General features: G+C 69.4%; 15 protein-coding genes. 7 read left to right on the forward strand and 8 right to left on the reverse strand.

Annotated features, from left to right (window positions below; all coding sequences use genetic code 11):
• Positions 1-8: 8 nt before the first annotated feature.
• Together argF and AC07YS_RS04920 are read right to left on the reverse strand one after the other, a co-directional pair.
• On the reverse strand, positions 9-944 hold the full coding sequence (argF, locus tag AC07YS_RS04915) for an ornithine carbamoyltransferase (protein ID WP_495268058.1): 936 nt from the start codon (positions 942-944) through the stop codon (positions 9-11).
• Positions 941-2,152, reverse strand: coding sequence for an aspartate aminotransferase family protein (locus AC07YS_RS04920; protein ID WP_495268057.1), 1,212 nt, complete (start codon positions 2,150-2,152; stop codon positions 941-943). Before AC07YS_RS04920 ends, argF begins: the two co-directional genes overlap by 4 nt.
• Before the next feature lie 160 nt (positions 2,153-2,312).
• Between AC07YS_RS04920 and AC07YS_RS04925 the strand changes: the two genes are divergently transcribed.
• A complete protein-coding gene (locus AC07YS_RS04925) occupies positions 2,313-2,651 on the forward strand; it encodes a DUF3579 domain-containing protein (protein WP_062477206.1) in 339 nt (112 codons plus the stop codon).
• A gap of 166 nt (positions 2,652-2,817) precedes the next feature.
• Here AC07YS_RS04925 and rpsT read toward each other — a convergent pair whose 3' ends face one another.
• Positions 2,818-3,132: a 30S ribosomal protein S20 gene (gene rpsT, locus AC07YS_RS04930; RefSeq protein WP_056571937.1), complete on the reverse strand. Its 315-nt coding sequence runs from the start codon at positions 3,130-3,132 to the stop codon at positions 2,818-2,820.
• Positions 3,133-3,250: 118 nt separating this feature from the next.
• On the opposite strand from rpsT, the gene murJ reads away from it, so the two are divergent.
• The 5 genes from murJ to AC07YS_RS04955 all read left to right on the forward strand — a co-directional run bounded on the left by murJ (position 3,251) and on the right by AC07YS_RS04955 (position 7,157).
• The gene (murJ, locus tag AC07YS_RS04935) at positions 3,251-4,804 is read left to right on the forward strand and encodes a murein biosynthesis integral membrane protein MurJ (protein WP_495268056.1); all 1,554 of its coding nucleotides are present in this window, start codon (positions 3,251-3,253) and stop codon (positions 4,802-4,804) included.
• A 64-nt stretch (positions 4,805-4,868) separates the two neighbouring features.
• Positions 4,869-5,720, forward strand: a complete 852-nt coding sequence (locus tag AC07YS_RS04940) for a SirB1 family protein (RefSeq protein ID WP_062477211.1) — start codon at positions 4,869-4,871, stop codon at positions 5,718-5,720.
• 11 nt (positions 5,721-5,731) lie between these two features.
• Positions 5,732-6,160 (forward strand): bleomycin resistance protein, encoded by a 429-nt coding sequence (locus AC07YS_RS04945; RefSeq protein WP_056571928.1) that lies wholly within the window; start codon positions 5,732-5,734, stop codon positions 6,158-6,160.
• Positions 6,161-6,283: 123 nt separating this feature from the next.
• The gene (locus AC07YS_RS04950; protein WP_062477217.1) at positions 6,284-6,706 is read left to right on the forward strand and encodes a YciI family protein; all 423 of its coding nucleotides are present in this window, start codon (positions 6,284-6,286) and stop codon (positions 6,704-6,706) included.
• A 31-nt stretch (positions 6,707-6,737) separates the two neighbouring features.
• Entirely contained in the window at positions 6,738-7,157 is a 420-nt protein-coding gene (locus tag AC07YS_RS04955; protein ID WP_159275680.1) for a YciI family protein, read from the forward strand.
• Between the two features lie 13 nt (positions 7,158-7,170).
• Here AC07YS_RS04955 and AC07YS_RS04960 read toward each other — a convergent pair whose 3' ends face one another.
• Positions 7,171-8,064, reverse strand: a complete 894-nt coding sequence (locus AC07YS_RS04960; protein ID WP_495268107.1) for a formylglycine-generating enzyme family protein — start codon at positions 8,062-8,064, stop codon at positions 7,171-7,173.
• Positions 8,065-8,207: 143 nt separating this feature from the next.
• On the opposite strand from AC07YS_RS04960, the gene AC07YS_RS04965 reads away from it, so the two are divergent.
• Positions 8,208-9,500, forward strand: coding sequence for an RNA polymerase sigma factor (locus AC07YS_RS04965; protein WP_495268055.1), 1,293 nt, complete (start codon positions 8,208-8,210; stop codon positions 9,498-9,500).
• Here AC07YS_RS04965 and AC07YS_RS04970 read toward each other — a convergent pair.
• The 4 genes from AC07YS_RS04970 to AC07YS_RS04985 form a co-directional block, all read right to left on the reverse strand.
• On the reverse strand, positions 9,497-10,492 hold the full coding sequence (locus AC07YS_RS04970; RefSeq protein WP_495268054.1) for a GlxA family transcriptional regulator: 996 nt from the start codon (positions 10,490-10,492) through the stop codon (positions 9,497-9,499). The genes AC07YS_RS04965 and AC07YS_RS04970 overlap by 4 nt on opposite strands.
• On the reverse strand, positions 10,462-11,091 hold the full coding sequence (locus AC07YS_RS04975; protein ID WP_495268053.1) for a DJ-1/PfpI family protein: 630 nt from the start codon (positions 11,089-11,091) through the stop codon (positions 10,462-10,464). Before AC07YS_RS04975 ends, AC07YS_RS04970 begins: the two co-directional genes overlap by 31 nt.
• A 61-nt stretch (positions 11,092-11,152) precedes the next feature.
• Positions 11,153-11,725 (reverse strand): isochorismatase family protein, encoded by a 573-nt coding sequence (locus tag AC07YS_RS04980; protein WP_495268052.1) that lies wholly within the window; start codon positions 11,723-11,725, stop codon positions 11,153-11,155.
• Between the two features lie 112 nt (positions 11,726-11,837).
• On the reverse strand, positions 11,838-12,882 hold a 1,045-nt coding region (locus AC07YS_RS04985; protein WP_495275705.1), incomplete at its 5' end, for an AI-2E family transporter.

The raw sequence follows: 12,882 nt of genomic DNA on the forward strand, positions 1-12,882 counted from the left end.
GGTGCCTGTCAGAGCCTGCCGAGCAGCAGGAACTCCATCAGCGCTTTTTGCGCGTGCAGGCGGTTCTCGGCCTCGTCCCACACGACCGACTGCGGGCCGTCGATGACCTCGGCCTGCACTTCCTCGCCGCGGTGCGCGGGCAGGCAGTGCATGAAGAGGGCGTCGGACTGGGCGATGCGCATCATGTCTTCGTCGACGCACCAGTCGGCGAAGGCCTTGCGGCGCGCTTCGTTCTCGGCCTCGTAGCCCATGCTGGTCCACACGTCGGTGGTGACGAGGTCGGCGTCGCGGCAGGCTTCCATCGGGTCCTTGAAGACCTTGTAGCTGTCGCCCGAGCGGATGCCGGCGATCGACTGGTCCACCTCGTAGCCGCTGGGCGTGCTCACGTGCACGGTGAAGCCCAGGATCTCGGCGGCCTGCAGCCAGGTGTTGGCCATGTTGTTGCCGTCGCCCACCCACGCCACCGTCTTGCCCTGGATCGAGCCGCGGTGCTCGATGTAGGTGAAGATGTCCGCCAGGATCTGGCAGGGGTGGAACTCGTTGGTCAGGCCGTTGATGACGGGCACGCGCGAGTGCGCGGCGAAGGCGTCGATCTTGGTCTGCTCGTAGGTGCGGATCATCACCAGGTCGACCATGCGGCTGATGACCTTGGCGCTGTCCTCGATGGGCTCGGCGCGGCCCAGCTGGCTGTCGCCCGTGGTCAGGTGCACCACGCTGCCGCCGAGCTGGTACATGCCGGCCTCGAAGCTCACGCGGGTGCGCGTGCTGGCCTTCTCGAAGATCATGGCCAGCGTGCGGTCGACCAGCGGCTGGTGCTTTTCGTACGTCTTGAACTTCTTCTTGATGATCGCCATGCGATCGAAGAGGTAGACGTACTCATCGGCCGTGAGGTCCGAGAACTGCAGGTAGTGGCGCAGGGCGTTCGGTGCGGCGGCGGTCGTCATTGCGCAACAGGCTCCGAGAGGAAGGTTTTGACGATCGGCGCGAGGATCGCGACGATCTCGTCGGCTTCGGCAATGCTCAGGATGAGCGGCGGCACGAGGCGGATCACCTTGTCGGCCGTCACGCTCAGCAGCAGGCCGGCGTCGCAGGCGCGGTTCAGGATCGCGCCGCAGGGGCGGTCGAGCTCGATGCCCAGCATCAGGCCCTGGCCGCGGATTTCCTTCACGCCCGGCAGGCTGCCGATTTCGCGCTCCAGTGCGGCCTTCAGGTGCGCGCCCACGGTGGCGGCGTTCTCGAGCAGCTTGTGCTCTTCCATGATGCGGATGGTTTCCACACCGGCGCGCATGGCCAGCGGGTTGCCGCCGAAGGTGGTGCCGTGGTTGCCCGGGCCGAAGATGTTGGCGGCCTTGGGGCCGGCGACCACGGCGCCGATCGGCACGCCCGAACCCAGGCCCTTGGCCAGCGGCATCACGTCGGGCTTGATACCCGCCCATTGGTGGGCAAACCACTTGCCGGTGCGGCCCATGCCGCATTGCACTTCGTCGATCATCATGAGCCAGTCGCGCTCGTCGCACAGGGCGCGCACCTGCTTCAGGTACTCGACGCGCATCGGGTGGATGCCGCCTTCGCCCTGGATGGTTTCGAAGAACACGGCGACCACGTTCGGGTTGCCTTCGGTGGCCTTCTTCAGCGCCTCGATGTCGTTCAGCGGCACGCGGATGAAGCCCTCGACCAGCGGGCCGAAGCCGGCCTGCACCTTGGGGTTGCCGGTGGCCGACAGCGTGGCGATGCTGCGGCCGTGGAAGGCGGCTTCGTAGACGACGATCTCGGGGCGCTCGATGCCCTTGTCGTGACCGAACTTGCGGGCCAGCTTCAGGGCGGCTTCGTTGGCTTCCAGGCCGGTACAGCAGAAGAAGGCGTTGGTCAGGCCCGACAGCTCGGTGAGCTTGGTGGCGAGCTGTTCCTGGCCGGTCACGTGGTAGTAGTTGGAGCTGTGGATCAGCTTGGTCAGCTGGTCTTGCAGGGCGGGCACCAGCTCGGGGTGGTTGTGGCCCAGCGTGTTGACGGCGATGCCGCCCAGGCCGTCGAGGTAGGCCTTGCCCGTGGTGTCCCAGACTCGGCAGCCCTGGCCGTGCGACAGCGCGATCGGCAGGCGACCGTAGGTGTTCATGACGTGGGGCGAGGTGGGTTGCTGGGCGGTGGCGCTCATTCGGTTCTCCAGATAGGGAACGCGAATTCTAGGCGTGCGGTTTGACGGCTTCGTTGAGGATTCCGCATCACAGCAATGCCCCCCATTCAGGATGCAAAAAGGGCCCCGGATACAATCGCTTGCTGCACCGCAGCACCTGTTCCGGTCGCCTCACTTCACGATGATTTCCCCCAACGCCAAAGAAATCTTCATCCAGGGCATCACCCACGATGGCCGCACTTTTCGCCCCAGCGACTGGGCCGAACGCCTCGCCGGCGTCATGTGCTCCTTCCGCCCCGGCGGTGCCTACCCGGGCAGCCACCTGAGCTACTCGCCCTGGTGCATTCCCACGACCATCAACGGCGTGAAATGCGTGGTGGTGAACCGTGCCCTGCGCGACGCCGAGCCCATGGCCTGGGACTTCTGCGTGAACTTCGCGAAAGACAACAACCTCCAGGTGGCCGAGGCCTGCCTGGTGCCCGACCCGGCGGACACGCCGCCCCCTCCCAAAAAGACCTGACTTCCAGGTCTTTTTTTTGGGCTGCACGGGTTGCTCGATCCTTTGGATGCTTTTCGAGCGCCCATGAAAAAACCGCCCGAAGGCGGTTTTTCACTTTTGCTTGCTGCAGCGCACCCCGATCAAACGGCGGACCGGAGGATTCCGGTCCGGGCTTGCCTGACAGGTGTCAGGCGGCGGCCTTTTCAGGCGCCAGGGCGAGGGCCTTGACCTTGGCCGACAGGCGGCTCTTGTCGCGGGCGGCCTTGTTCTTGTGGAAGATGCCCTTGTCGGCGACGGTGTCGACGATGCTCTGGGCCTTCGCGAACAGTTCGCTTGCCTTGGTCTTGTCGCCAGCCAGAACAGCCTTTTCGACGTTCTTGACAGCGGTACGGTATTTGGAGCGCAGCGAGGTGTTCGCAGCGTTGAGCTTGACGTCCTGGCGGACGCGCTTGCGGCCCGACGCGAGGCGCGGGTTCTTTTTCTTGGGCTTGGCGGATGCCATATTTAGTGTTCCTTAGGTGTCTGAGGATGATGCAGCAAAGCCCTCCATTATAGGCCGGGTTCCGGTTTTTGCCGAATCGCCTGCTTTTGCCACCTTTCGCAGCCCTACACTCGCCCCCGTGTCCCTGTTCAAATCCGCCTCCACCGTCTCCCTGCTGACCCTCGCTTCGCGGATCACGGGCCTCGTGCGCGACGTGCTGTTTGCCTCGGTGTTCGGCGTCAGCGCGCTCACCGACGCCTTCAACGTCGCCTTTCGCATCCCCAACCTGTTTCGCCGCGTGTTCGGCGAAGGCGCCTTCAGCCAGGCCTTCGTGCCGGTGCTGGCCGCGCGCAAGACCGAGGCGGGGCAGGAGGGCGCCCGGGAACTGGTCGACCACGTCGCCACGCTGCTGACCTGGGCGCTGGTGGTGCTGTGCGTGGCTGGCGTGGCCGGCGCGCCGCTGCTGGTCTGGGCCATGGCCAGCGGCCTGCAGGGCTTCGACGCCGCGGTGGTCATGACGCGCTGGATGTTCCCCTACATCGGCTTCATGTCGCTGGTGGCGCTGGCGGGCGGCATTCTCAACACCTGGCGCAAGTTCGCCGTGCCGGCGGCGTCGCCGGTGCTGCTCAACATCGCGCTGATCCTGTCGATCTCCATCGGCGCGCCGCTGTTCCGTCGCTACGGCATCGAGCCGATCTACGCCCAGTGCGTGGGCGTGATGGTCGGCGGCGTGCTGCAGCTGGCCCTGCAGATTCCGGCGCTGCGCGCGCTGGGGCTCATGCCGCGCATCGGCGCCAGCTTCAAGGCGCTGCGCGCCGCGTGGACCGATCCGACCACCCGCAAGGTCATGAAGCTCATGCTGCCGGCGCTGCTGGGCGTGAGCGTGGCGCAGATCTCGCTGCTCATCAACACGCAGATCGCCTCGCACCTGGCCACCGGCAGCGTGACCTGGGTCACCAACGCCGACCGGCTGATGGAATTCCCTACCGCCATGCTCGGCGTGGCGCTGGGCGTGGTGCTGATGCCGCAACTCGCGGGCGCCCGCGCCGCCAAGGACGACGCGCGCTACTCGTCGCTGCTCGACTGGGGCCTGCGCCTCGTGGTGCTGCTGGCGGCACCGTGCGCGGTGGCGCTGCTGCTGTTCGCCAAGCCGCTGGTGGCCGTGCTGTTCCACAACGGCGCCTACACCGGCGAGGACGTGGGCCGCACCACCGTGGCGCTCATGGGCTACGGCGTGGGGCTGGTCGGCCTCGTGGCCGTCAAGGTGCTCGCGCCCGGCTACTACGCCAAGCACGACACGCGCACGCCCATGCTGATCGCCGTCACCGTGCTGGTGCTCACGCAGGTGCTCAACTTCTTCCTGGTGCCGCTGCTGCAGCACGCGGCGCTGACGCTGACCATCGGCATCGGCGCGCTGGTCAACGCGCTGTGGCTGCTGATCGGCTTGGTCCGGCGCGGCAGCTACACCCCCGAGCCCGGCTGGGGCAAGTTCGCGCTGCAGGTGCTGCTGGGCACCGTGGTGCTGGCGGCCCTGCTGGCGTGGGGCGCGCACTATTTCGACTGGGTCGGCCTGCGCGCGCAGCGCCTGCACCGCATCGGCCTTCTGGCCGCGCTCATCGCCGGCGCCGCGCTGCTCTATTTCGCCGTGCTCACGGTGGCGGGCGTGCGCCTGCGCAGTTTCATGCGCCGCTGAAGCGCCGTTGGCGAGCCGGAAAACACTGCCTTGACGCTCCCTGCGGGCTCCTCTACAAAGCCATATGACGTTCAGCTACCAGGTTCCCACGGCACTGGAATATTTCGAGTCGCTGGTCGGCAGCGATGACCACTTTCCGCTGCTCGAAGCGGCCGCCAGCATCGCGCAGGACGAATACCCCGAACTCGACGTGCAGCAGGTGCTGGGCGACGTCGACCAGCTGCTCGCGCGCCTCAAGCGACGCCTGCCGGCCGACGCCGCGCCGCTGGCCCGGCTGCGCGCGCTGAATCAGTTCTTCTTCAGCGACCTGAATTTCGGCGGCAACGTCAACGACTACTACGACCCCGACAACAGCTACCTGAACGCCGTGCTGCGCACCCGCCGCGGCATTCCGATCTCGCTGGCCGTGCTGTGGATGGAGCTGGCCCAGGGCCTGGGCCTGCAGACGCGCGGCATCAGCTTTCCGGGGCATTTCATGGTCAAGGTCACGCTCCCCAAGGGGCAGGTCGTGATCGACCCGTTCACCGGCAAGTCGCTCTCGCGCGAAGAGCTGGGCGAGCGGCTCGAGCCCTACAAGCGCGGCAACGGGCTGGTCGGCGAATTCGACGTGCCGCTGGGCCTGTACCTGCAGCCCGCGAGCCCGCGCGAGATCATCGCGCGCATGCTGCGCAACCTGAAGGAAGTGCACCACGCCCAGGAAGACTGGCCGCGCTACATCGCGGTGCAGAACCGCCTCATTGCCCTCTTGCCCACCGCTTGGGGCGAGCACCGCGACCGCGGCGTGGCGCATGCCGAGCAGGGCCATGCGGCGCTGGCCGTGCGCGACCTCGAAACCTACCTCGCCAACGCCGAAGACGCGCTCGACATCGACGCGATCGCCGAGCGCGTGGCGCTGCTGCGGCGCCTGGCCAACTAGCCACAACGCCCATGACCGACACCCGCACCGGCGTGAGCGCGGCGCCCGACCTGGGCACGCTGCACGAATTCCACGGCGTGCAGCCGGTGCTGCCGGTGTCCGACGTCTCGCGCGCCGCGCGCTGGTTTTCCGAGGTGCTGGGTTTCGAGATCGACTTCATCGCCGGCGAGCCGCCCAGCTACGCCCGCGTGATGAAGGGCGACCGCAGCTATGGCGACCCGGTGTACCTGCGCCTGTGGCAATGCGGCAGCCGCGAGGCCCGGCCCTGGCGCGGCGAAATCGTGATCCACGTCGGCAAGGACATCGACGGCCTGCATGCCGCCTACGTGAAGCGCGGCGTGACCATCATCGAGCCGCCCACGTCCCAGCCCTGGGGCCTGCGCGAATTCGCGATCCGCGAACCCGATGGCCACGTGCTGCGGTTCTGCGGCTATCTCTGAAACACAAAATTACAAACAGATCGATGCGGCCGTGTCGATCCGTGGCCCGCTCGCGCGACGTGTGAACAGGAGCACGCAGATTCCGGCGTCTCCCGATCCCCACCCACTTTCAGGAGAAACGACATGCGATTCATGGTTCTGGTCAAGGCGAGCAAGGATTCCGAAGCCGGCGTGATGCCGAGCACCGAGCTCCTCACCGAGATGGGCCGGTTCAACGAGGAACTGGTCAAGGCCGGCGTGCTGCTGGCGGGCGAGGGGCTGCACCCGTCGTCCAAGGGCGCGCGTGTGCGCTGCGAAGGCAAGAAGCGCACCGTCATCGACGGCCCCTTCACCGAGACCAAGGAGCTGCTCGCGGGCTTCTGGCTGCTGCAGGTCAAGTCGAAGGAAGAGGCCATCGAGTGGATCAAGCGCAGCCCCTTCCAGGAAGGCGAGATCGAGATCCGCCAGGTCTTCGAAGCCACCGATTTCGGCGAGGCCATGACGCCCGAGCTGCTGGCCCAGGAAGACCGCCTGCGCGCCGAGTCGGCCGCCAAGGCCGGCCGCTGAACCTCATCCATTCCTCGAAGGAGAAACGATCATGCGATTCATGCTGCTGATGATTCCCCACGGCTACGAAAGCGCGGCGCCCGGCACCGTGCCCGACGACGTCGAACGGGTGGGGTCGATGATGGCCTTCAACGAATCCTTGCAGAAGGCCGGCGTGCTGATCGGCTGCGAGGGCCTGCACCCGCCGTCGATGGGCGCGCGCGTGAGCTTTCCGGGCGGCAAGCCGAAGGTGGTCGACGGCCCCTTCGCCGAGGCCAAGGAAGTGCTGGGCGGCTACTGGCTGATCGATGTTGCTTCGCGCGCCGAGGCTATCGAATGGGCGAGCCGCTGCCCGGGCAGCGAAGACGAGGTCATCGAGATCCGTCAGGTGCAGGAGATGGAGGACTTCTCGCCCGAGGTGCAGGACGTGGCGAGCGAGTTCACGTCGATGCAGCAGACGCTCAAGAAGTGAAAGTGAGCGCGGCCTAGTCGTCCCGCACCAGCCGGATGCCCACCAGCGTGTAGCGCGTGTCCGGCGCATTCCAGTTGCGGTACGACGAGCGGGCATAGAAAGCCCAGGTGTGCCAGGAGCCGCCGCGGCGCACCCGCACGGTGCCCGTGGCCGGGCCCTGGGGGTCGTCGACCGGTGAGCGCGCGTAGTATTCGTCGCCATGCCAGTCGGCCACCCACTCCCACGCATTGCCGTGCATGTCGTAGAGGCCCCAGGCGTTCGGCGCGAAGCTTCCGACCGGGGCGGTGAAGGCAAAACCGTCGTCGCCCGCGAGCGCCATCGCGCGCCAGCGCGGCCAATGGGCGGCGCTGCGCGTGTCGAACACATTGGCCCCGCGCAGCAGCGTGGCCGGATCGTCCCCCGTGCTGTAGCGCGTGCGCGTGCCGGCGCGGCAGGCGTACTCCCACTCGGCCTCGGTCGGCAGGCGGTAGTGCCGGCCTTCCGTCTTGCTCAGCCAGGCGGCCAGCGCCTGCGCGTCGTTCCAGCTCACGTTGACCACCGGGTGGTCGTCGCCCTGCGCGAAGCCCGGGTTGCGCCACGAGTAGCGCGGGTCGCGGCCCTCGAAGGCGTCGCCGCGCCGCGTGGTGGCGGGGTCGTAGTCGGCGCGCCAGCCGTAGCCGCCGGTGCCGTCGGCCACCGACTCGGGCACATGGCCCGAAGCCTCGAGAAAGCGCCGGAACTGGCCCACCGTCACCTCGTGCCGGCCCATCCAGAACGCCCGCGTGATGCGCACCTTGTGCACCGGCCCTTCGTCGGCCAGCTGGGTGAAGCGTTCCTTGGGCAGCTGGGGGTAGTCGCGTGCCAGCGTCTCGGGCGGCTCGTCGCTGCCCATGAGGAATTCGCCGGCCGGCAATCGCACGAAGGCCATGCCCAGGCTGTTGCGTTCCACGGCGAGGTCGTCCGCCCGGACGCCCCCGCAGGCGAGGCCGAACGCGAAACCCAGGCTCCACAAGACGAGGCGTGGTGTCATGGCCGAATGCTATCCGGCCCGCCGGGCCGCAGCGAGGCCGCATGAGCAGCGGACCGGACGCCGCCGCCATCCACCGCGCCATCGAGGCGGTCTGGCGCATCGAGTCCGCGAAGATCATCGCCGCACTCGCGCGCAAGGTGCGCGACGTGGGCCTGGCCGAAGAGCTGGCGCAGGACGCGCTGGTGGCCGCGCTCGAGCAGTGGCCCGTCGATGGCCTGCCCGACAACCCCGCCGCCTGGCTCACGCAGGTGGCCAAGCACCGCGCCCTCGACCGCCTGCGCCACGTGCAACTGGCCGAGCGCAAGGCGCCCGAGATCGGCCGCGAGCTCGACGCCCTGCACGCCATGGCCCAGGCCGATTTCGCGCAGGCGGTGGATGCGGCGCTCGACGACGACATCGGCGACGACCTGCTGCGCCTGGTGTTCACCGCCTGCCATCCCGTGCTCTCGACCGAGGCGCGCGTGGCGCTCACGCTGCGGCTGATGGGCGGCCTCACGACCGACGAGATCGCGCGCGCCTTTCTCGTGCCCGAGGCCACCGTGGCGCAGCGCATCGTGCGTGCCAAGCGCACGCTGGCCGAGGCGCGCGTGCCCTTCGAGGTGCCGCGCCGCCACGAGCTCGAAGCCCGGCTGGCCTCGGTGCTCGAGGTGCTCTACCTGATCTTCAACGAAGGCTACTCGGCCACCGCCGGCGACGACTGGATGCGCCCCACGCTGTGCGACGAGGCGCTGCGCCTGGGCCGCATCGTGGCCGAGCTGGTGCCCGGCGAAGCCGAGGTGCACGGGCTGGTCGCGCTGATGGAAATCCAGGCCTCGCGCACCGCCGCGCGCGTGGGCGCCTCGGGCGAACCGGTGCTGCTGCTCGACCAGAACCGCGCACGCTGGGACCCGATGCTGATCCGCCGCGGCCTGGCGGCGCTGGCGCGCGCCGAAGCGCTGGGCGGCGCGCTCGGCCCCTACGCGCTGCAGGCCGCCATCGCCGCCTGCCATGCCCGCGCGCGCACCGCGGGCGAGACCGACTGGGTCCGCATCGCGGCGCTGTACGACGCGCTGGCTGCGCTGTCGCCGTCACCCATCGTCGAGCTGAACCGTGCGGTCGCGCTGTCGATGGCCTTCGGGCCGGCGGCCGGGCTGGAGGTGGTCGATGCGCTGCAGGACGAGCCCGCGCTGAAGGGCTACCACCTGCTGCCGACCGTGCGCGGCGACCTGCTCTTCAAGCTGGGCCGCCGCGACGAGGCGCGCCAGGAGTTCCAGCGTGCCGCCTCGCTCACGTGCAACACGCGCGAACAGGCGCTGCTGCGGGCGCGCGCCGAGGCCTGCGGCGACAAGCCTTAGCGGACGGGTGCGGACGTGCCCGCGGAGGGCGAGCCCGGCAACCCGAACTGGTGCCACGCGCGGCGCAGCTGCGTGTCCGAGCCGAAGCCCGACAGCTCGGCCGCCCGCGTCACGCTGGCGCCCGAGGCCAGCGCCAGTTGCGCGGCGGCCAGCCGCAGCCGGCGCAGATAGGCCAGCGGCGCCACGCCCGCGTGCTCGACGAACAGGCGCGTCAGGTGCCGCGCCGAGGTGTGGGCGACCTCGGCCATGCGCGGCACGCTCCAGTCGGCCTGCGGTTGCTCGCTGACCGCGTCCTGCACCCGGTGCAGCGCCGCGTGCAGGTGGTTGCGGTAGGCGAGAAAGGGCGACAGCTCCGGGTCGTGCGGGCCGCGCCGCAGCGCCACCACCATCGTCTGCGCGACCTGGGCCGCCAGCGCCTCGCCGCAGGTGTCGGCGATGCGGTGCAGCATCAGGTCGATGCCCGTCGTGACGCCTGCGCTGCTGTAGACCGGCGGGTCGATCACGAACACGCGGTTGCTCACCACTTCGCAGCGCGGCTCCACGGTGCGCAGTTCGTCCAGGTGATGGTGGTGCGTGGTGACGCGCCGCCCCGTGAGCGCGCCCGCATGCGCCGCGAGCAGCGCGCCCGCGCAGACCGTGACCAGCTCGACGCCGCCGCGCGTGAAGCGCTGGCCGCGCAGCCAGTGCAGCAGGTCCTGCGCCTCGGGGGTGTCGGTCGCGATGGTGTCGCCCGGCAGGCCGACCAGCACCACCCAGCCCGGGCCGTCCCACTGCGTCGGCAGCGGCGACAGCCCCGAAAGCGCGACGCCGACCGAGCCCATGACGGTCGGGCGCGGCCCCGCGAATTCGATGACGAAGCGCTCGGGTTGGCCCGCTGCGCGCAGCCGCTGGTTGGCGATGCGCAGCGCCTCGGCCGGCCCGGCCCAGTCGAGCACCAGGCTGTCGGGTAGGAGCACGAAGACTACGCGGACAGGGGCTCGTTGCGGGTCCATGCGTAGTCCATCTGGCGCGCGGTGCGCTCGGCCAGGTCGCGTCCGGCCAGGCGTTCGACCAGGTGCAGGCTCATGTCGATGCCCGCACTGATGCCGGCCGAGCTGACGATGCGGCCGGCGTCGACCCAGCGCACGCCGTCGTGCACGTCGAGTTGTGGGAATTGGGCGCGCAGGTCGGCGAGGTCTTCCCAGTGCGTGGTGACCGCCTCGCGCGTCACGACGCCGCTTTGAGCCAGCAGGAAGACGCCGGTGCAGACCGAGGCGACGAGCTGCGCGCCGGCCGCACACCGGGCGATCCAGCGCAGGGTGTCGGGGCTCGCCATCGGCGCATCGACCACGCCGCCGGGGACGACCAGCACGTCGGCGGTGGCGGCGGCATCGGCCAGCGTGTGGTCGGCGAGCAGCCGCAGGCCGGCGCGCGCCTGCACCGGTTCTCCGGCGCGGGTGTGGGCGACCGAGGCGACCTCGAAGGGCGCGGGCGCACCCGGCTGCAGGCGCTGGTGGACGCGGGTAGCGGTGGTGAAGACCTCGAAGGGGCCGGCGAAATCGAGCGCCTCGACGCCGTCGTAGGCCAGGATGCGCACGCGCAGCGGGGTCATTGAAATACCTCCGTGCTTCGCACTTCGGTGCGAGCTTGCTTGGGGCGGCCCGGCGCGGCGCTCATGCGGTCGCGCCTTCCGTGGCACGCGCCAACGCCTGCGCCACGCTGCAGACCGTGGCGAAGCGCCCGTCCAGCACGGTCGCGGTGCGCGCCTTGATGTCGGCGGCCGACAGCGGCCGGCCGTCGGGCTGCACCATGTCGAAGGTGAGGGTGGCGTCGGTCACGTAGTCGACCTCCCACCCCAGGTCCGAGGCGTGGCGCGTGGTGGTTTCGCAGCATTGCTCGGTGCGGATGCCGCTCACGATCAGGCGGCGGATGCCGTGCTGCGTGAGCCAGACGTCCAGGCCGCTGTTGACCAGCGCGCTGTGGCGGTGCTTGGTGAAGGTGGCGGCCGCCTCGAAGGGCGCGAGGCCCTCGATCGGGCGCACATGGCCCGATTCGAGCGCGAAGGGGTTGGCCGGCGATGGCGGCGCATCGATGTGGAAGACACGCACCACCGGCAGTCCGGCCGCCACGGCGCCGGCGATCAGCGCGTTCTGGGCCTCGAGGTAGGGCGCGAGCAGGGCGGCGTTCCAGTAGGGGCGGTGGCGAAACGATTCCTGGGCGTCGATCACAATCAGACAGGTGGTCATGGCGGTGGCGGGCAAGGCAAAGTGGATGATGCCGCCTATTCTTGGACGCCGCCAGCGCTTCGTCCGCGCCGATGCGGACCGGAACCGATCAGATCAGGACATAGCCCGGCCGCTAGACCAGGCCGCCCGCGTGCAGTTCTTTTTTCAGGTACGCGTAGTACAGCGGCGCCGCCACCAGCCCGGCGGGGCCGAACACCGCCTCGGCCACGAACATCACCGACAGCAGCTCCCACACGCGCATCTGCGTGCGCGCGCCGACCACCTTGGCGTTGATCACGTACTCGGCCTTGTGAATCAGGATCAGGAAGGCCAGGCAGGCCGCGGCCGTGACCGGCGACACCGACAGCGCCACCAGCGTGATCACCGAGTTGCAGACCAGGTTGCCCACGATCGGCACCAGTCCGGCCACGAAGGTCAGCGTGATGAGCGCGGGCGTGTAGGGCAGCTCGAGGCCCCACAGCGGCATCAGGAACAGCAGGAAGATCGCGGTCAGCAGCGTGTTGAAGGCGGCGATCCAGAACTGCGCCGCCACGATCTGGCCGAAGGCCTCGCCGAAGGTGGTGATGCGCTGGAACATCTGCTGCGCCAGCGGCCGGCGCTGGGCCGGCGCCGGCGCCACGGCGGCCAGCGCGCCGATGATCAGGCCCACGTAGGCGAACAGCAGCCCGCCCAGCCAGGCGCGCCCGGCCATGGCGAGCGAGCCGGCCTGCGTGCGCAGGTAGTTGGCGACGATGCGCTGCACCTCGGCCGCGCCCTCGGGCAGGTAGACGGCGATGTCGGGCGGCAGCTTGGAGCGCAGCTCGAGCACCGTGCGGGCCGTGTAGTCGAGCAGTTCGCGGTACTGGTCGGGCGCATCGAGTACGTACTCGCGCGCCTGCGAGAACCCCAGCGTGACCAGGCCGATCGGGCCCAGCAGCACCAGCGTGACCGCCACCACCCGGGCCAGGCTGCCGGCGGCGGAACGCAGGGGCTTCAGGCGCGACAGCCAGCCGCCCAGCAGCCGGGCGAACCAGCGTGCGACCAGGAAGCCGATGCACACGCACAGCAGCCCCGGCAGCAGGTGCTGCCACATCACGAGCATCAGCCCCGCGAGCATCAGCAGGTAGCTGGCCAGTACCACGTGGCGGGAGGCGGCGGCCGGGGGCGGGGCGGCGAGG

The organism is Variovorax sp. GW458-11-26-14-LB1 (genome assembly GCF_059423965.1).